The sequence below is a fragment of the Pseudoalteromonas sp. SCSIO 43095 genome, from assembly GCF_023650455.1.
In the GTDB taxonomy this organism is placed as follows: Bacteria; Pseudomonadota; Gammaproteobacteria; order Enterobacterales; family Alteromonadaceae; genus Pseudoalteromonas; species Pseudoalteromonas tetraodonis.
Genome location: NZ_CP087995.1, coordinates 1,197,994 through 1,216,294, shown reverse-complemented (window position 1 = coordinate 1,216,294; position 18,301 = coordinate 1,197,994). Strand labels below are relative to the sequence as shown.

General features: G+C 41.3%; 20 protein-coding genes. 13 read left to right on the top strand and 7 right to left on the bottom strand.

Annotation, left to right across the window (positions count from 1 at the left end; genetic code table 11):
- From LOC50_RS05830 to rnm, 4 genes are all read right to left on the bottom strand, one after another.
- Positions 1-552, bottom strand: coding sequence for a cytochrome b (locus tag LOC50_RS05830; RefSeq protein WP_024603087.1), 552 nt, complete (start codon positions 550-552; stop codon positions 1-3).
- A gap of 159 nt (positions 553-711) precedes the next feature.
- Positions 712-1,542 carry a segregation and condensation protein A gene (locus LOC50_RS05825; RefSeq protein ID WP_250653781.1) on the bottom strand — a complete coding sequence of 277 codons (831 nt, stop codon included), beginning with the start codon at positions 1,540-1,542 and terminating at the stop codon, positions 712-714.
- 2 nt (positions 1,543-1,544) lie between these two features.
- The gene (locus LOC50_RS05820) at positions 1,545-2,165 is read right to left on the bottom strand and encodes an L-threonylcarbamoyladenylate synthase (RefSeq protein ID WP_013465078.1); all 621 of its coding nucleotides are present in this window, start codon (positions 2,163-2,165) and stop codon (positions 1,545-1,547) included.
- Entirely contained in the window at positions 2,162-3,016 is an 855-nt protein-coding gene (gene rnm, locus LOC50_RS05815; protein ID WP_250653780.1) for an RNase RNM, read from the bottom strand. Before rnm ends, LOC50_RS05820 begins: the two co-directional genes overlap by 4 nt.
- A gap of 444 nt (positions 3,017-3,460) precedes the next feature.
- Here rnm and LOC50_RS05810 point away from each other — a divergent pair, with 444 nt between their 5' ends.
- From LOC50_RS05810 to LOC50_RS05780, 7 genes are all read left to right on the top strand, one after another.
- Complete coding sequence (locus tag LOC50_RS05810) at positions 3,461-5,029, top strand: anthranilate synthase component 1 (RefSeq protein ID WP_250653779.1); 1,569 nt, start codon at positions 3,461-3,463, stop codon at positions 5,027-5,029.
- A 1-nt stretch (position 5,030) separates the two neighbouring features.
- On the top strand, positions 5,031-5,633 hold the full coding sequence (locus LOC50_RS05805; RefSeq protein ID WP_013465081.1) for an aminodeoxychorismate/anthranilate synthase component II: 603 nt from the start codon (positions 5,031-5,033) through the stop codon (positions 5,631-5,633).
- 10 nt (positions 5,634-5,643) lie between these two features.
- Positions 5,644-6,681: an anthranilate phosphoribosyltransferase gene (gene trpD, locus LOC50_RS05800; protein WP_250653778.1), complete on the top strand. Its 1,038-nt coding sequence runs from the start codon at positions 5,644-5,646 to the stop codon at positions 6,679-6,681.
- Entirely contained in the window at positions 6,674-8,038 is a 1,365-nt protein-coding gene (trpCF, locus tag LOC50_RS05795) for a bifunctional indole-3-glycerol-phosphate synthase TrpC/phosphoribosylanthranilate isomerase TrpF (protein WP_250653777.1), read from the top strand. Before trpD ends, trpCF begins: the two co-directional genes overlap by 8 nt.
- Before the next feature lie 7 nt (positions 8,039-8,045).
- Positions 8,046-9,230 carry a tryptophan synthase subunit beta gene (gene trpB / locus LOC50_RS05790; protein ID WP_036983443.1) on the top strand — a complete coding sequence of 395 codons (1,185 nt, stop codon included), beginning with the start codon at positions 8,046-8,048 and terminating at the stop codon, positions 9,228-9,230.
- Positions 9,227-10,048 (top strand): tryptophan synthase subunit alpha, encoded by an 822-nt coding sequence (gene trpA, locus LOC50_RS05785; RefSeq protein ID WP_028835137.1) that lies wholly within the window; start codon positions 9,227-9,229, stop codon positions 10,046-10,048. Before trpB ends, trpA begins: the two co-directional genes overlap by 4 nt.
- A gap of 128 nt (positions 10,049-10,176) precedes the next feature.
- Positions 10,177-11,508 (top strand): IS4 family transposase, encoded by a 1,332-nt coding sequence (locus tag LOC50_RS05780; protein ID WP_250653776.1) that lies wholly within the window; start codon positions 10,177-10,179, stop codon positions 11,506-11,508.
- A gap of 48 nt (positions 11,509-11,556) precedes the next feature.
- Here LOC50_RS05780 and LOC50_RS05775 read toward each other — a convergent pair whose 3' ends face one another.
- Complete coding sequence (locus LOC50_RS05775; protein ID WP_250653775.1) at positions 11,557-12,135, bottom strand: type 1 glutamine amidotransferase domain-containing protein; 579 nt, start codon at positions 12,133-12,135, stop codon at positions 11,557-11,559.
- A gap of 221 nt (positions 12,136-12,356) precedes the next feature.
- Entirely contained in the window at positions 12,357-12,626 is a 270-nt protein-coding gene (locus tag LOC50_RS05770; protein ID WP_036954530.1) for an HU family DNA-binding protein, read from the bottom strand.
- 231 nt (positions 12,627-12,857) lie between these two features.
- Between LOC50_RS05770 and LOC50_RS05765 the strand changes: the two genes are divergently transcribed.
- Positions 12,858-13,499 (top strand): CPBP family intramembrane glutamic endopeptidase, encoded by a 642-nt coding sequence (locus LOC50_RS05765; RefSeq protein WP_036982473.1) that lies wholly within the window; start codon positions 12,858-12,860, stop codon positions 13,497-13,499.
- Between the two features lie 53 nt (positions 13,500-13,552).
- Here LOC50_RS05765 and LOC50_RS05760 read toward each other — a convergent pair whose 3' ends face one another.
- Positions 13,553-14,977 (bottom strand): sodium-dependent transporter, encoded by a 1,425-nt coding sequence (locus LOC50_RS05760; protein ID WP_036982471.1) that lies wholly within the window; start codon positions 14,975-14,977, stop codon positions 13,553-13,555.
- A 188-nt stretch (positions 14,978-15,165) separates the two neighbouring features.
- Between LOC50_RS05760 and LOC50_RS05755 the strand changes: the two genes are divergently transcribed.
- From LOC50_RS05755 to LOC50_RS05735, 5 genes are all read left to right on the top strand, one after another.
- On the top strand, positions 15,166-15,468 hold the full coding sequence (locus tag LOC50_RS05755; protein ID WP_016900387.1) for a YciI family protein: 303 nt from the start codon (positions 15,166-15,168) through the stop codon (positions 15,466-15,468).
- 161 nt (positions 15,469-15,629) lie between these two features.
- The gene (locus tag LOC50_RS05750) at positions 15,630-15,890 is read left to right on the top strand and encodes a PepSY domain-containing protein (RefSeq protein WP_069439545.1); all 261 of its coding nucleotides are present in this window, start codon (positions 15,630-15,632) and stop codon (positions 15,888-15,890) included.
- A gap of 3 nt (positions 15,891-15,893) precedes the next feature.
- Positions 15,894-16,568 (top strand): response regulator transcription factor, encoded by a 675-nt coding sequence (locus LOC50_RS05745; protein WP_008109187.1) that lies wholly within the window; start codon positions 15,894-15,896, stop codon positions 16,566-16,568.
- Complete coding sequence (locus LOC50_RS05740) at positions 16,562-17,899, top strand: ATP-binding protein (protein ID WP_028835133.1); 1,338 nt, start codon at positions 16,562-16,564, stop codon at positions 17,897-17,899. Before LOC50_RS05745 ends, LOC50_RS05740 begins: the two co-directional genes overlap by 7 nt.
- Positions 17,886-18,299, top strand: coding sequence for a hypothetical protein (locus LOC50_RS05735; protein WP_214551982.1), 414 nt, complete (start codon positions 17,886-17,888; stop codon positions 18,297-18,299). The genes LOC50_RS05740 and LOC50_RS05735 overlap by 14 nt, the downstream gene beginning before the upstream one ends.
- Positions 18,300-18,301: the final 2 nt, after the last annotated feature.

Below are 18,301 nucleotides of genomic sequence, written 5' to 3'. Positions count from 1 at the left end.
TTAATCATCCTTTTGTAATGTGATCATTCTAATTAATGTTTTATCTTTATCGATAAAGTGATGTTTTAGCGCACCTAACACGTGCAATACTACAAATCCAATTAATAAGCATGCGCTATAGAAATGGATTTGCCCAGCTATATCAGCCTGAGAATCAAACGCAAAGTCGATAGCTTTTACATAAAAAAAGCCAAATACTTCTATGGGTCGTCCATCAGCCGTCGAAATTAAATACCCTGACACCATAATGATCAGTAAAAACAGATACATTAAAATATGTGCTGTTTGGGCTAATTGATTTAACTGCTTGTTACTGCCAATCGGACTTGGTTTAACACTAAAGTGTCGCCATAACAGCCTAAAAACAAAAACCGCTGCTAAGCTAAGGCCAATGCTTTTGTGTAGGTCTAATGATCCTTTATACCAACTATCATAATAAGTCAGCTCAACCATATATAAACCTAAACCAAACAGACCAAACACGGTCAGCGCCATTAGCCAGTGTAAAAATATAGCCACCACGCCATAGCTGGTTTTTGAGTTTTTAAACATTCCCTACTGCCAATCTCTTATTTAGTAATAACACTACGATATAATGATTAAGTGGTGATTAAAATAGCATATGTAAACACTTATCGTGCATATACGCACAGTAAATGGTATAAGGTTAGTATAATTGCAAATAACGTTGAGAAGGAATTAGCTAGCGGCTTACTCGTTAAGAGACACGTATATCTGGCTATCAGGTTCAACCTGTAAGCAGGCAATCAGGCCCTCTTTTATTAGTTCTAACATAGCGATAAAACTAACAACAACCCCACTGCGTCCCTCTTCAAAGGTAAATAGTTGAGTAAACGCAACAGGCGCTTTTGATTGGGATAAGGTATTTAAAATCAAGCTCATACGTTCACGCGTTGAAAGGCTTTCAGCGCTAATTAAATGATGCTCGAATGTTTTTGCACGCGCCATGACATCGCTTAGCGCTAACAATAAATCTTTAATTGCCAGTTCAGGTAATGGCTGGTTTTTTTCTGCTAGTTCTGGCACGCTTGCCTGCGCTATAAAGATATCGCGGCCAACACGAGGTAGGCTGTCTATATTTTCGGCCGCTTTTTTAAATTGTTCGTACTCTTGTAAGCGTTTTATAAGTTCGGCGCGGGGATCGTCTTCTTCTTCTAACTCTTCATGAACAGGCAGTAACAGCCTAGATTTAATTTGGGCCAGCAATGCCGCCATTACTAAATATTCACCCGCGAGTTCTAGCTGGAACTCGCTCATCATTTCTACATATTTTACATACTGCTCAGTAATGCTAAAAATAGACAACTCAAGAACATCTAGCTTATGCTTTTTAATTAGATAAAGCAGCAAATCCAAAGGCCCTTCAAAGGTTTCTAAAATAACTTCAAGCGCATCAGGCGGGATATATAAATCTTCGGGTTTATCAACAACGGCTTTACCATGTAAAAAAGCCAGAGGGAGCTTTTGCTGCACTGGCATATCAGGTGTTGGCGTTGATGATAGCGTCTCAGACTGTTTCATTGTTATTCAAATGGCGTTGTATCACCGCAACCAACACGAAGAATTTGAATATCATCTTCTGATAAATCAATCACTGTGGTCGCCTGCTCAGGTAAATACCCACCATGAATAATTAAGTCCACATGTTTATCAAGGCGCTCTAAAATGTCATCGGGATCAGCTTGAGTAAACTCTTCGCCCGGTAAAATAAGTGAGCACGACATTAAGGGCTCACCCAGCTCAGCTAATAAAGCACACGCTATTGGGTGCTCTATAACACGTATGCCTATGGTTTTTTTCTTGTCGTTTAATAACCGCTTAGGCACTTCTTTTGTACCTTTAAAAATAAACGTGTAAGGCCCTGGGGTATTATTTTTAATAAGCCTAAACATTTGGTTATCAACACGCGCATAAGTAGACAGCTCAGATAAATCACGGCATACCAAAGTAAAATTGTGATGTTTTTCAATACCACGAATACGTTCAATGCGCTCTTTAGCTTGCTTATTACCTAAATTACAGCCTATCGCGTATCCTGAATCTGTAGGATACACAACTACGCCGCCTTGTTTAATAATATCAACAGCTTGAGAAATTAATCTAGGCTGTGGATTATCTGGATGTATATGAAATAATTGACTCATAATGCAACTCCTTCGTGCTTTTCCCATGTTTGCCAAACCCCTTGGCAATCTTTAGGTAAGTATAAATTTTTTCCAAGTTCTAAATAGCTAGTCGGAAAATGAAAATCAGAGCCTTGTGAGCAAAGTAGCTCGTATTCTTGGCTCAATAGCCCTAAAAACTGACGTTCACTTGGCGCCTGCTGCGGCTGCGCAACTTCCATTGCATCTCCGCCTACTGATTTAAATTCCACTAACAATTTACGTAGCCACTTGTTCGACATTTTATAGCTACTTGGGTGCGCTAAAACGGCCACCCCACCTGCGGCATGAATCGCCGCAATGGCTGTTTGCATATTACACCAATTACTTGGCACGTAACCGGTTTTACCTCGCCCTAAATACTTTTTAAATACCCCAGGAAAATTTTTAGCTACACCACGCTCAATCAATGCTCTGGCAAAGTGAGCGCGAGTAATTTGTGCATTTTCGGCCAGCTCGCGAGCTTGTTGGTAAATACCATCGAATCCGTTTTTATTTAGTCGATGGCCAATCTCTATTGCGCGGGTTTCGCGTTTTTGCTGCTGCTCGCTCAGTAATGTATGCAAGGTACTATCGTTGGTATCAATATTTAGTCCAACAATATGAATTTCAAAACTTTCCCACTTGGTTGATATTTCAACCCCATTAATAAGTCTAAGCGGCAAGTTTTCACGTTTGATAAAAGCCTGTGCAGGTTCAATAGCAGCCACCGTATCGTGATCGGTAATAGCAAATACATCAATATTTTTGTCGACTGCTCGCGCTAATAATTCCTCAACGGTTAAATGGCCGTCTGAGTGCGTGGTGTGGCTATGTAGGTCGTATTTTATCAAATGAAAACTACTTAAATTTAGGGTTTAACGGTGTTTTACTCAGTATAACAAGTTTTTTAACTAAATTGTTTTAAATAAACACTTGACACAAAAGCAGTTGATACGTTTTACTGTAGCCACTTTTAGACATTAAAGAATTAACAACAATGAAAAATACAATTCACAACATCATTTGGTGGTGGCACTCTTAAAATCAAGGGTGATGAATTGTCGTGTCTAAACAAAAAATTCTAACCCGCTACCATGCGGGTTTTTTTATAACTAAATTTTGCAATACAAAATTAACAGGAATTAAAAACATGAATAACGTAAACACTCTTACACATCATTGGTGGTGGCGCCTGGCATAGCGGGACGGTAATGGTCTATCTATAATTTAGACATCGTTATTCAAACCCCGCACTGCTTAGCATTGCGGGGTTTTATTTTTTTAGGGGATGAGGTTTGATTTTTAGTCACATAACAACAACACCAGGTGAAGTGACCAGCATAACGCAAGTACGAGACTACATAAGTAGCCCACTTGCATTGTATGCCGCACTTGATAAACCTAACTCACTATTACTTGAATCTGCAGAGATAGATTCTAAAGATAGCGTAAAAAGCTTAATACTCGTTGATTGTGCACTGCGTATTGTCTGCCAAGGCAATCAAGTGAGCGTAACAGCACAATCAAATAACGGGCAGCAGTTACTCAACTATTTACAAGCTAATGTAAAAAACTGCGCATCACAGTTATCCGATACCACACTAACACTGGCGTATCACCCAACAGATGACACAATAGACCAAGCCAGTAAGCTGATTGCAGATAATGCTTTTAGCGCATTACGCACCTGTTTAAACAGCATTAAAAGTACCACTAACAATCCATTCTCGGTGTTTTTAGGCGGTGTATTTGCCTACGACATGGTGGCTAATTTTGAACAACTCACCGATGTACCCGACGGGGAAAACACCTGTCCAGACTATGTTTTTTATTTAGCAGAAACTCTGGTTGTTATTGATCATCAAAAGCAAACAACGGAATTAATTGGTAACGTATTTAATGGCCCTGATGTACATGCAAACTGCTTTGAAGTAGGCAAACAATTAGAGCGCTTGAATACATTATGCGACCATGCTGCTGATTTCAGCGCACCAAGCCAAACTGGCGACTGCCCAGTGAGTGTTGATATTAGTGATGAGCAATACTGCCAGCAAGTAATTAAGCTCAAGCGACACATAGTCGATGGCGATATTTTTCAAGTGGTGCCCTCTCGTACCTTCTCACTACCCTGTCCTGACTCTTTACATGCCTACAGCCAGCTAAAAAAACAAAACCCTAGTCCGTACATGTTTTATATGCGCGATGAAGATTTCTCATTATTTGGCGCATCTCCTGAGTCCGCGCTTAAATACGAAGTTAAATCCCAACAGGTCGAGGTTTATCCGATTGCCGGCACACGTCCTCGCGGCAAATTTGCTAATGGACAAATCAACCCTGATTTAGATAGCCGTATTGAGCTTGAGCTTAGAAACGATCAAAAAGAACGTGCAGAGCATTTAATGCTGGTTGATTTAGCGCGTAATGATGTGGCGCGCATTAGCATGCCGGGTACGCGCCATGCCAAAGAGCTATTAAAAGTAGACCGTTACTCACAAGTAATGCACTTAGTGTCGCGCGTGGTGGGGAAATTAAAACCCGAACTAGATGCCCTACATGCTTATCAAGCCTGTATGAACATGGGCACATTAGTGGGCGCGCCAAAGGTAAGAGCTGCAGAGCTTGTGCGCCAAACCGAAGGAAAGCGCCGCGGCAGTTATGGCGGCGCAGTTGGCTATTTAACTGGTGATGGTGCAATGGACAGCTGTATTGTTATTCGTGCAGCCTTTGTTAAAAATAATATTGCTTATGTGCAAGCTGGCGCTGGGGTTGTGTTTGATTCAGACCCAATGTCAGAGGCTAACGAAACCCGCGCTAAAGCACAGGCAGTGATCACCGCGATTAAATCGACATATGAGGCTGTATAAAATGAGTGAAGCACACCCTATTAAAATTTACTTTTTAGATAACTTTGACTCATTTAGCTATAACCTTGTTGATGAACTAACAATGCTAGGTGCTGAGTTAGTTGTTTACAGAAATAACATTAGCGCTGAAGTAATATTCAACAAAATGCAGGCAGAGCACAAGCAGGTATTACTGGTTTTATCGCCAGGTCCAGGGGCACCCAGTGATGCGGGCTGCCTAATGGAATTAATTAGCTTGTGCAAAGGTAAATTTCCAATGCTAGGCATTTGTTTAGGCCAACAAGCACTAACACAAAGTTATGGCGGAGTAATCGGTCATGCTGGTGAAACCGTACATGGTAAATCATCAATTATTGAGTTAGACGATCACCCGGTGTTTAACGGAATGGGCAGCACTATGCCAGTGGCGCGTTATCACTCATTAATGGCCACAAAAGTACCTGATAACTTAGCGGTTATTGCAAAGTATCAAGATATTCCAATGGCTATTTATCATCATCAAGACACTGCGCTGGGTTATCAATTCCACCCAGAATCTATTTTAACGCCCAATGGCGCTATGCTGCTGCAGCAAAGCGTTGCCTATTTAACGCGTGCCAAATAAAGGGAACATTATGACTACACAATTACAAAACTCGCTTAATGTTCAACAGGCTATTGAGCACGTTATTGCCAAGCAATCATTGAGCTATGCACAAGCAAAAACACTTTTTGATCAAATAATGCAAGGGAATATAAGCGATATTGAGCTCTCTGCACTGTTAATTAGCCTTAAAATGAAAGGTGAAATAAGCGATGAAATCGCCGGTGCCGCGGCCTCAATGCGTGAAAACGCCGTGGCATTTATAACCAATAAAACTCAACTTGCCGATAGCTGTGGTACCGGTGGCGATGGTTCGAACACTATTAATATCAGTACAACCGCGGCAGTTGTGGCAGCCGCTGCCGGTGTTAATATGGTAAAACATGGCAATCGCAGTGTATCAAGTAACTCAGGGTCTGCTGATTTACTCAAAGCCTTGGGGATCAATATTGATATGACTCCCACGCAAGCGGCTAAATGCCTTGAACATACAAATTTTACCTTTTTATTTGCACCGCACTATCACAGCGGCGTGCGCCATGCGATGAACGTACGAACCACTTTAAAAACCCGTACTATTTTTAATATTCTTGGGCCGCTAGCTAATCCCGCGGCCCCAGATGTTCAATTACTGGGGGTATACGATGAATCTTTGTGCCTACCTATGGCGCAAACTCTTCATACTCTGGGCACTAAGCGCGCTATGATAGTTCACGGCTCTGGCACCGACGAAATCGCCTTGCATGGCCCAACACAGGTTGTTGAGCTGGATAACGGCAAAATCACCCAATACACACTCAACCCTAGTGATTTTGACCTTGCAAACTATTCACTTGAACAATTAGCCGGTGAAGGCCCACAATACAATGCAAACGCCAGCCTTGCCATTTTACAGGGCAAAGGTAGCGAGGCACATAACGCCGCTATTATTGTTAACGTTGCTGCATTGCTGTACTTAACTGGCCAAGCACAATCGTTAAAACAAGGTGCACAAATAACACACTCATTATTACGTTCAGGCAAGGCCATGGACACACTAAATGCAATTATTGAGGTAAGTCATGGCTAATGTATTAGACAAAATTATTGCCGATAAAAAAATAGAACTCATTGAACGCAAAGCAGCGCGCCCACTTGAGAGCTTTAAGCATCAAGCTAAACCCACCACACGTAGCTTTTATCAAGCGTTAGCGGCACCTGGCACGCAGTTTATTTTAGAGTGCAAAAAGGCATCGCCTTCTAAAGGGTTAATTCGTCAGCCGTTTGATTTAACAGAAATCACCCAAGCGTATAAGCAGTATGCCACTTGTATGAGTGTATTAACTGACGAAAAGTACTTTCAGGGTAGCTTTGATTACCTTGAGTTTGTGCGCAGCCAAGTAGAGCAGCCACTTATTTGTAAAGACTTTTTTATTGATGAATACCAAGTCTATATGGCACGTATTTATGGTGGTGACGCTATATTACTGATGCTATCAGTGCTTGACGATAAGCAGTATAAAGCACTGCATGCCGTCGCCGATTCGTTAAATATGTCGGTACTAACTGAGGTGAGTAACGAAGAAGAAGTGCATCGTGCACTGGCACTCAATGCACAAATAATAGGTATTAATAATCGTGACTTGCGCGATTTAAGCACCGACTTAGCCACAACCGAACGACTACGTAAACTTATTCCTAACGATAAAGTGGTTATTTCAGAGTCAGGTATTTATACCCATCAAGATGTAAAGCGTTTAGCGCCTTTATGTAATGGATTCTTAATTGGCAGCTCATTAATGGCTGAGGCTGATTTATTACAAGCGTGTCGCCACGTAATCCTAGGCGAAAACAAAGTCTGTGGATTAACCCGTAATCAAGATGCCATTGCGGCTTACAACAACGGTGCCCTTTATGGCGGATTAATTTTTTATCCAAAATCACCGCGCTTTGTCGATTTAGATTGCGCCAAAGAAATCAGCCAAAGTGCCCCTTTAAAATTTGTTGGGGTGTTTGTTAATGCCGCCATAGCAGAGGTTGCTGAGCACGCTAAACAACTAAAACTGTCTGCTGTTCAATTACATGGCCAAGAAGATGAACATTACATTGCATCCTTACGTAATGGACTACCACGTCATTGTGAAATATGGAAAGCACAGGCCATCAAAGATGCTTTGCCTCAACCGATTACAGGAGCCGATCGCCATTTATACGACACCCACAGTGATTCACAGGCTGGCGGCACAGGCAAAACATTTGATTGGTCGGTACTTCGCGATGCCACGACCCCATTTATGCTTGCTGGCGGCTTAAACCCAGACAATATTAGCGATGCACTTTTTCAAGGTGCTCTTGGGCTTGATTTAAATTCAGGTGTTGAAGAGTCTCCAGGTAAAAAGTGTGCAAACAAACTACATCATGCTTTTACAAGTATCAGAAATTATTGAGGTTAAAATGCAAAATCCAGCTTATTTTGGCGAGTTTGGCGGTATGTTTGTACCCCAACTGCTTGTCCCTGCGCTTAAGCAGTTAGAAAACGAATTTAATAAAGCACAAAAAGATCCTGAATTTCAGGCAGAGCTAAGTAAATTACTCAACGAGTATGCGGGTCGTCCTACCCCGCTTACTTTAACGCGTAACTTAGTTAAAAACCCAAAAGTAAAACTGTACTTAAAGCGTGAAGATTTACTCCACGGTGGTGCGCACAAAACAAACCAAGTTTTAGGCCAAGCACTGCTTACCAAACGTATGGGTAAAAAAGAAGTGATTGCTGAAACAGGCGCCGGCCAGCACGGCGTTGCAACGGCACTTGCCTGTGCGTTACTTGGACTAAAATGCCGCATTTATATGGGTGCAAAAGATGTTGAACGCCAACAACCAAATGTATTTAGAATGAAGCTAATGGGCGCTGAAGTTATTCCGGTAACCGCAGGCTCGGGTACATTAAAAGATGCGGTTAACGAGGCACTGCGTGATTGGTCTGCCAATTATCAAGAGGCTCATTACCTTTTAGGTACTGCAGCGGGTCCTCACCCATTCCCGACTATTGTACGTGAATATCAAAAAATTATTGGTGAAGAAGCAAAACAACAAGTACTTAAAGCCGAAGGCCGTTTGCCTGATGCGGTTATTGCGTGTGTAGGCGGTGGGTCTAACGCAATTGGTATGTTTAGCGATTTTATTGATGAGCCAAGCGTTAAACTCATTGGCGTTGAACCTGCAGGTAAAGGGTTAGACACGCACGAACATGGCGCAACTATCTGTAAAGGAACAAAAGGTATTTTGCACGGTACTTACACTTATATTATGCAAAATACAGATGGCCAAATTGAAGAGTCTTACTCTGTATCGGCGGGACTAGATTACCCCGCAGTTGGCCCTCAACATGCCTTTTTGCACGAAACTGGCCGTGCTCAATATGTCGGTATTACCGACACCAAAGCACTTGATGCCTTTCAAGCATTAGCTAAACACGAAGGGATTATTCCTGCGCTTGAATCAAGTCATGCGCTAGCCTATGCTCTCGAATATGCAGAAGAGCAAACGCAAGACAGTATCATTGTTATTAATTTAAGTGGTCGTGGCGACAAAGACTTAGCCCACGTACACAAGGTATTATCAGAGGAAGGTCAACTATGAGCCACGTAAAAACTGACCGTTATGGACAAATGTTTGCCGCGCTTAAAGAGCAAAACCAGGGTGCTTTTGTACCGTTTGTGACCATTGGCGATCCAGGTAAAGCGCAAAGCATCGAAATTATTAAAAGCTTAATTGACGGCGGTGCTGACGGGCTTGAATTAGGTATTCCGTTTTCCGACCCGATTGCCGATGGCCCTGTCATTCAAAAAGCCAATATTCGTGCCTTAAACGTGCATATTAATACGCAAGACTGTTTTGATATTATTAAAGAGATCCGTGAATATAACGCCGACATTCCAATTGGTTTGTTATTGTATTCAAACTTAATATTTAAACGTGGCTTAGAAAAGTTTTACACCGATGCAAAAGCAGTGGGTGTTGACTCTATTTTAGTGGCTGATGTGCCATTACATGAGTCAAAAATGTTTAGAAAAGCCGCCATGGCCAATGGTATCGACCCGATTTTTATCGCTACACCGAACGCCAGTGACGATACCCTGCGTGAATGTGCATCATACGGCCGTGGCTACACCTACTTGCTTTCTCGTGCTGGGGTAACAGGTACAGACACCAAAGCACAAATGCCAGCAACCCATGTGGTTACGCGCTTACAAGAGTACCACAGTGCACCTGCATTATTAGGCTTTGGTATTTCAACGCCTGAAGATGTAAAAGCGGCACTTAAAGCCGGTGCTGCGGGGGCTATTTCGGGCTCTGCTGTGGTAAAAATTATTGAAGCAAACTTAGATGATTTAGATGCAATGACCACGCAGCTAAAAACATTTGTAAGCGATATGAAAGCCGCTACTGCACTTTAATAGCAAGCTGTGTTTTATCATTATCAATAAAAAAGGGCATGTAATATGTAATGCGGATCGTTTAAGTTAATTGAACGATCTTTCAGAGGCTTCATAATAGGCTACAACAAAAGTTGTGGCCTATTTTTATGTCTGAATTTATTAAAGAATTACACCTTACTACTGAGTTTAGCCAAGATCGTGATATTGATTCGTTTACTAAGCATATTCCCCTTGAGTGGATTGAAGCAGCCGTTACTCAAACAGGGAGAGCCTCTGTGCGTAAACGACGTTTCCCCGCCGAGCAAGCTGCTTGGCTTGTATTAGGGATTGGTTTATTAAGAAACCGCTCAATATCTGAAGTCTGTGACAAACTAGAGCTCGCTTTTCCTGACGCTAAAGGAGAGCTTCCACCATTGGCGACGAGCAGTATTATAAAAGGGAAAGAAAAGCTAGGCGCAGCGCCTATGAAACACCTTTTTAAACATACAGCAACGCAGTGGGAGCAGTCGCAAACTTTTGATGATGTGTGTGGTTTAAAGCTGCTCAGCATTGACGGTACACAATTTAAAACTCAAGATACACCGAGTAACCGTCACTTTGGCTATGCTAAATCGACAACAAACTTCCCCTCAGTACTTGCTGTGACCTTGATGTCGACAAGAACGCATTTAATATCCGATGCAGCGTTTGGCCCCATTACTCAAAGTGAAATTCATTATGCTCAACAGCTTGTTGGCTCAGCACCTGACTATTCATTGACGCTATTTGATAGAGGCTTCTTTTCGGCTGAACTATTTACGAGCTGGCAAGGTGTTAGCGAAAATCATCATTGGCTTACGCCCATCAAAAGCAAAATGCGCTATGAAATAACGGAGTCATTTAGCGATTACGACCACTTAATAACAATGCCTATTTCACCACAAGCTAAGAAATCAGCCCCTTACCTAGGTGATACATGGCAAGCAAGGCTTATTCAAATTCCGACACCTAAAGGGGAAATAAAAGGGTTCATCACCTCATGCGTCTGTCCAGAAAAGTACCCGCTGAAAGCGCTACTCGATGTGTATTGGCAACGATGGGAAATAGAGCGAGGCTATGGTGAGCTCAAGCAGTATCAACTATCAAATAAACCAGCATTACGTAGCCTGAAACAGGAAGGTATTTATCAAGAGCTCTGGGGTATTCTGACATCATATAATATCGTGAGACTTGAAATGGCAGAGATGGCTAAAGCCCATAAAGTTGAGCCATTACGCATCAGTTTTATTAACGCATTATACCTCATACAAGACGAGTTTTTATGGTGTTCAGGTCGAAGCCCAGGGACAATCCCTAAAAAGCTAAAAGAACTACGTGAAAACGGTAAACGGCTAATATTACCGGAGAAAAGAAAGCGAAAAGCTTATCCTCGAGCGGTGCTGGCAAAGACACAAAAATATCCGGTTAGATATAAACGAAAAAATACCACTCGTTCTTAAACGAGTGGTGTTAATGTAATATGCCCTTTTCTATTTAAAAGCCCACAGCTAATGCGCTTGGTGCTTACCTTCAAGTATTTCTTCAATAAATTTTGCATTAAATGCATCTAAATCTGCAGGGCTGCGGCTAGTGACTAAGCCGTTATCAACACACACCTCTTGATCTACCCAATGAGCTCCGGCGTTAATTAAATCGCTTTTAATACTAGGGAAAGAAGTCACTTTTTTATCTCTGAGCTTATTAATTTCAGCTAATAACCACGGCGCGTGGCAAATAGCGGCCACGGGTTTGTTTTTCTTAGCTCCAAAAAAGCCATCAACAAACGCTTTGGCATCTTTATTTTGACGTAAGCTATCGGGATTAAACAAACCACCTGGCAATAAAAGTGCATCATAGTCAGTGGCATTGGCATCTGATGCTAATTTATCAACGGTTACTTTTTCACCCCAATTATCTTTATTCCAACCAGTGATCTGCCCTTCTTTAATAGACACCACCTCTATATCGGCGCCCGCCTTTAGTAATGCGCTTTGCGGCGAAAGTAGCTCGCTTTGTTCAAATCCATCGGTGGCTAAAATGGCAATTTTTTTACCTTGTAAACGGGTGCTGCTATGTAAATTACTCATTAAATACTCCTTATCTTATTTTTGATACACAGAGCAGTTTGCATACCACATACCAAAAATAACATACTGATAATATTGGCGTTTTATATAAGGAGATTAGAGTGCTATGTAAATTATTTACAGTGGTTGCAGATACTACACGACCACTTAGGAATAATAAAAATAGCCTGCAAGGTACATGCTTTGTTTGAATAACAAAACTCCCTTACAGGCATTGACAATTAAAGGCTGTCTTTTAACGCTTTGGCTGGCTTAAATACGGCTTTATTAGCCCCTTCTATTTCTATTGCTTCGCCGGTTTGTGGATTACGACCTGTACGGGCTGGGTAGTAACTTAATGCAAAAGTGCCAAAACCAGATATTTGTACCTGATCGCCTTCAGACAATGATTTGGTAATCACCTTTTGTAAGCTGGTTAACGCTGCTTGTGCGTCTTTTTTTGTTAACTCGCTCGTGTGTGCCATGGCTGTAACAAGTTCTGCCTTATTCATTTTTTGCTCCTAAATACACGCGCTGGCTTTAGCCAACTAGCGTGGCAATACAATGATGTAAAAATAAAAGCAGGCAGGCTAAGGGTTACAAGGGGGTAAGTCAACCTTAACCAAGCCCAAAGTGCATAAGGGGTAATGAGTGGCGTTAAATATAATCAGTTTGGCTGTTTTATAGTCATAAAGATGACTTAATCGCTTGCTAAGATGAAATAAAAATCACCGTGAGCAAACGTGAACGCTAATCAATACCGCTGGTTTGAATTTACCTTTATTTTTATCATCCTGCCTTTAATTGGCTTTAATATTCGCCAGTATTTATCTAACTGGCTTATTCCAGCACTGATCATTTTAATGAGTGTGTGCTGTATGCTGCTGCTAAACGACATTCACTTTAAGCGCATTAGATTAACCAGTATGGGGCACTTTTCTGCTGTGAAGCGCCGTATGTTTAGCTTTTTCTTTATTGGCGCATTATTTTCAGGGGTGTTTTATAACCTACTCTACCAAGGACACTGGTTTACTTTACCGCGTGAAAACCTCACCGATTGGCTGATGCTATTGCTGCTCTACCCTTTGTTGTCGGTGATCCCGCAAGAGTTAATATTTAGAACGTATTTTTTTCATCGCTATAAGCGCATTATGCCCAGTAAATGGTTGCGCATTATTATTAGTGCCAGTGTATTCGCATTGGCACATATTATATACGCCAATTGGATAGCTGTTAGTTTAGCGTTTGTCGGTGGCTTACTATTTGCCTATACCTACGCGCAAAGCCGCTCAACTTTTGCCTGTGTTATTGAGCACAGCTTATGGGGTATTTGGATGTTTACCCTAGGGATTGGTGACTACTTAGATTCGGGTGCACTGAATTAACTAACCGCAACAAAAAAGCCGCGACAAGCGCGGCTTGATTAAATTAAGTTTAATTAAAAACCAAAAATACTGATATTAAAAAACTTGGTCGCAACGGTGTTTACAAAAATAAGCAGTAAAATCGCTGGTATAAACGTTTGCAGTGAAAAGTTAACGTACTTTTCCATAAAGCTATTCGCATAATTAGGCGAACCTTGTCTTAGCTCTTCACTTAAACGAACCTTCTTCCATTTATACATTACAAACAAACACACCATTAAACCATTGAGTGGTAAAATAGTGTCGTAGAACACGTCATATACAATATCAAAAAAGCTCTTGTTACCACTGCCGTAGCTAGTAAGGGTCGTGAGGCTGTCAATCATACCAAACGACATAATACACATAATGGTTAACACACCGGTTGATAAGGTAAGTATGCCTAGCGCTTTTTTACGGCTAATACCTTTACGGTCACTTAGTGTGGCAGTCGGCACTTCGACAATCGATACCAATGATGTAATTGCTGCAAAAAATACCAGCAAAAAGAAAATAAACGCCACGGCAGAGGCACCAAAGTAGCCAATATCGTGTTGTAACGCTAATAATATTTTTGGTAAGTACACAAAAATCATTGAAACTGACGAGTCAGATAACTTTGTTGGATCGGTATTTGGGTCAAAGCTAAAAATAGCCGGTAACACCATTAAGCCTGCAACAAAGGCAACTAATGAGTCGGTAATGGCAACCATTTTCGCACTACCCACAATGTCATCTTTTTTAGAAATGTAAGAGGCATACGTAATTAAAATACCCATACCTAACGACAACGAGAAAAACGCTTGGCTCAATGCGCCATTAAGAACACTGGCATTCATTTTACTAAAATCAGGAATGATATAGTACTTTACACCCGCCATTGCGTTATCAAGGGTGAGTACGTAACCCACTAATATAATAAGCATGACAAATAACGCCGGCATCAAAAATTTAGCCGCTTTTTCTATGCCATCTTTTACGCCACCGACCAATATTAAGTTAACAATCACCACAACCAGTGCCATGTAACCAAACACCGTGTAGCTATTAATAAACTCATCAAAGTGCCCAGGGTTTGCCAACTTATCCAAATTACCAAATGCGGTTTGGCTTAAGTAACCAAAAATCCACACTGTGATCACCATGTAAAAAACGGCAATCATAAATGGCGTTAACACGGCTAAAAAGCCAGCAAACTTCCATTTTTTGTCGTTATTGGCTAACGCCTTGTATGCACCAAGAGGATCTTTTTGTGCGTGGCGACCCATAGCCATTTCGGCCATCATGACGGGTAAACAAATGAATGCGACGAACAAAGCATAGACGAGCAAAAATGCACCACCGCCATTCTTAGTCGCAGAAACTGGAAAGCCTACTAAGTTACCAATGCCCACAGCAGAACCCGCCGCTGCTAATATAAATCCTAAGCGGGAGCTAAAGTGCTCTCTATTTTCACTCATGTAATAACCTTGTTATTATTTATTTTATCCAAGGGACTCTACCAGTGTTACACAACGCTTTTCAAGCAATTACCGCGTAAAAAAACATTCTTGCTGTAAACATCGCCATAAACACTTTTAATTCACCAATTATCAACGCTATGCTAGTATGCAGTTAATTAAATTTAACAAATTTTGAGAGTATTTTTATGTTGTATATGATTTATTCAACGGACGTCCAGAACAGCTTAGAGCACAGAAAAGCCGCTCGCCCTGCTCATTTAGCACGTTTACAAACGCTAGAAAACGAAGGCCGACTATTAACAGCCGGCCCCCTTCCAGCGGTTGATAGTGAAGACCCTCAAGATGCAGGCTTTACTGGCTCTTTAGTGATTGCTGAATTTAACTCTTTAGAAGATGCCAGAGAATGGGCCGCAGATGATCCTTATGTTGCGGGTGGCGTATATGAAAACTCAATCGTTAAGCCATTCAAAAAAGTGTTCCCTGCTTAATATCAATGTGGGATCCCCTGTTTAACTGCAACCAGTAATTCAGGGTTTGTTCACTCATTTTTAATTAGACTTTGTCTTATAAAATTTAAATACCCAGTAGAGTATTTAAATTTTAGTGGCTTAGTTTTTAGGCTAAGCAGGTATGTTCTAGGAGTTTCGTAATGCGTGTATTATTAACACTCAATTTAATCGCTGTTTTTTGTTTGGCTAATTTTGCTCATGCAAATAATACTAACAGCACACCCGATAAAATTGAGATAAGCAAAAAGAAAGCAGTAATACTTGCAAAACAAACCACAGACGGTACAACATTAAAAATTTCTGAAGAAACACAATTTTATACAGTACGAATTTTAAAAGCTGACGGCCACGTCGTCGATTTGAAGATAAACAAAAAAACTGGCGAAGTGAAAAAGGATTAACCAATGCGAATTTTAGTAATAGAAGATGATTTACATTTGGCAGACAATCTGCGCAATGCATTAGAAAAAGAGCGTTACAGTGTTGATTTATGTCACGATGGCGAAGCGGGCCTTTTTCATATAACAGAATACCCTTTAGACATGGCGGTGGTTGATTTAGGTCTGCCTAAAATAGACGGCATTGAGCTTATTAACAAAGCCCGTGCCCAAGGCATCACTATCCCTATTTTAATCCTAACGGCACGCGATCGTTGGCAAGACAAAGTTGAAGGCCTAGATGCCGGCGCTGACGACTACCTAACTAAGCCATTTCATGTTGAAGAACTCATTGCTCGCTGTAATGCGCTTATTCGTCGAAGTGCAGGTAAAGCAAACCCAGAAATGACAGCCGGCCCTATTAAAATTCATACGCGTTCACAACAAGTGTGGGTAAATGACAAAGAGCTGAGCTTAACCGCATACGAGTATAAAGTACTTGAATACTTAATGGTTAACCCGCAAAAAGTAATTTCAAAGTCTGAGTTAACAGAGCATATTTATGACCAAGATTTCGATCTTGATTCAAACGTCATTGAAGTGTTTGTACTGCGTTTACGTAAAAAGCTCGACCCAGACGGTGTGCTTAACCCAGTAGAAACGCTGCGTGGGCGTGGTTACAGGCTTAAAAGCCAGTGGTAGCACCGCAGATTTCGTTAAAAATAAGGCAAGGATTTATCCTTGTCTTTGTTTTATTAGTCGCCTTACCTATTTTGTTTTACTCCATAGGTAAGGCGTATTACGCGTCACTTGTTGATGCCACCGAAAAAAACCTCGAAGCGCACCTGTACTCACTCATCTCCGAGGTTGATTTTACAGAGCGCGGTATTATCATGCCCAGCTCTATCTTAACGCCCGAACTCAACAACTTAAATTCTGATACTTATGCCATGATTTACCGTGACGATGTGCCTATTTGGCATTCTGAGTCTGCGGTTAACGTTAATTTTGTACCTCAGTATATAGAGCCCAAAGCCGGTGCCGCAGATTTTAGACGCGTGGTTTATAACAACACCGCCTATTGGCAGTTAAGCTTAACGGTCATTCTTAATAATATTGACCAATCAGAACAAGCACGATTTATTTTACTAAAACGCAACGATGCCCTACTGCGTTTAATGGACGGGTTTAAACAAACCTTAGTCGATTGGATGTTTATAATGGGGATTGCCATTGCAGGGTTAATGGCTATTGGTTTTATTTGGAGTGCAAGGCCGCTGCAGCGCCTAGATAAAGAAATAAAAGCCATTGAATCGGGTGATATTCAAGAAATTAAAGGCTTATACCCCGTTGAGCTACAAACAATAAAAGCCGACCTCAACCTATTGTTAGAGTCGCAGCAACGCCAAAAAGAGCGCTACCGCGCCTCACTCAGCGATTTAGCACATGCACTTAAAACGCCGTTGGCGGTATTAAAATCAAGCCCACTGGCCAACGATGCCGACGCACAAGAACAACTCGACAGAATTAATGTGATGATCGAGCACCAATTAAAACGTGCTGCTACTGGGGCTTCCGATACATGGAAAAAGCAAACCCCCATCAAACCGGTTATCGACTCTATCTTAAGTGCAATGGGTAAGGTTTATCGCGATAAAGACATCATATTTAATTGCAAAGTGAGTGATAAAGATTACTTTTTAGGAGATAAAACCGATTTAATGGAGTTATTAGGTAACTTAATAGATAATGCCTGCAAAGCCTGTCGATCCCAAGTAAGTATTGACGTTTCACAAGCTAAAACGCTCAGCATTAGTATTTGTGATGACGGCCCCGGTATTCAACCAGATAAACGCGAGTCATTGCTTCAACGCGGTACTCGCCTTGATACTTACGAGAGTGGCCATGGTGTTGGCATGGCGATTGTATCTGACTTGGTGAAGTCGTATCACGGGTTGTTAACTATTTCTCAGTCGCAACGTTTGGGCGGCGCAAAATTTATTCTCGAGTTTAATTACCATGAAAAAAAGTAAGTATATCCTTTGTTTTACTCTAGCCCTGTTATTTGCTTGGGCTGTTCCAAGCGTTGCAGCACCGCAAGAATGCACACTTGAAAAGAACGCCCTACCCGAACAAATCAAAGCATATACACAATGTTTAGATGCCAAATTAAATACAGTACAGCAAGAACAAGATAGCTGGATCCAAAAGCGTACCTTTGAACTATCGGCATTAGAAAGCGAAACCGGCAACACCCAAATTTTGTCATTATTTAAACTAAGTATTAACGCTAAAGACAATTACATTCAAAGAAGCTGCCAATGGCGCTACATGCTAAAACAACCTAATACACAACAAGCCGTTGTTACCTACAAAGAGTGTGAAATAGCAATGACCGAGCAGTTTATTCAGCAGCTTAAAATGGGGCTTTAATT

Coding starts and splice junctions, on each gene's coding strand:
- LOC50_RS05830 (WP_024603087.1), bottom strand. CDS start 552: ATGTTTAAAAACTCAAAAACCAGCTATGGCGTGGTGGCTATATTTTTA.
- LOC50_RS05825 (WP_250653781.1), bottom strand. CDS start 1,542: ATGAAACAGTCTGAGACGCTATCATCAACGCCAACACCTGATATGCCA.
- LOC50_RS05820 (WP_013465078.1), bottom strand. CDS start 2,165: ATGAGTCAATTATTTCATATACATCCAGATAATCCACAGCCTAGATTA.
- LOC50_RS05805 (WP_013465081.1), top strand. CDS start 5,031: ATGAGTGAAGCACACCCTATTAAAATTTACTTTTTAGATAACTTTGAC.
- trpD (WP_250653778.1), top strand. CDS start 5,644: ATGACTACACAATTACAAAACTCGCTTAATGTTCAACAGGCTATTGAG.
- trpCF (WP_250653777.1), top strand. CDS start 6,674: ATGGCTAATGTATTAGACAAAATTATTGCCGATAAAAAAATAGAACTC.
- trpB (WP_036983443.1), top strand. CDS start 8,046: ATGCAAAATCCAGCTTATTTTGGCGAGTTTGGCGGTATGTTTGTACCC.
- trpA (WP_028835137.1), top strand. CDS start 9,227: ATGAGCCACGTAAAAACTGACCGTTATGGACAAATGTTTGCCGCGCTT.
- LOC50_RS05780 (WP_250653776.1), top strand. CDS start 10,177: ATGTCTGAATTTATTAAAGAATTACACCTTACTACTGAGTTTAGCCAA.
- LOC50_RS05775 (WP_250653775.1), bottom strand. CDS start 12,135: ATGAGTAATTTACATAGCAGCACCCGTTTACAAGGTAAAAAAATTGCC.
- LOC50_RS05770 (WP_036954530.1), bottom strand. CDS start 12,626: ATGAATAAGGCAGAACTTGTTACAGCCATGGCACACACGAGCGAGTTA.
- LOC50_RS05760 (WP_036982471.1), bottom strand. CDS start 14,977: ATGAGTGAAAATAGAGAGCACTTTAGCTCCCGCTTAGGATTTATATTA.
- LOC50_RS05755 (WP_016900387.1), top strand. CDS start 15,166: ATGTTGTATATGATTTATTCAACGGACGTCCAGAACAGCTTAGAGCAC.
- LOC50_RS05750 (WP_069439545.1), top strand. CDS start 15,630: ATGCGTGTATTATTAACACTCAATTTAATCGCTGTTTTTTGTTTGGCT.
- LOC50_RS05745 (WP_008109187.1), top strand. CDS start 15,894: ATGCGAATTTTAGTAATAGAAGATGATTTACATTTGGCAGACAATCTG.
- LOC50_RS05735 (WP_214551982.1), top strand. CDS start 17,886: ATGAAAAAAAGTAAGTATATCCTTTGTTTTACTCTAGCCCTGTTATTT.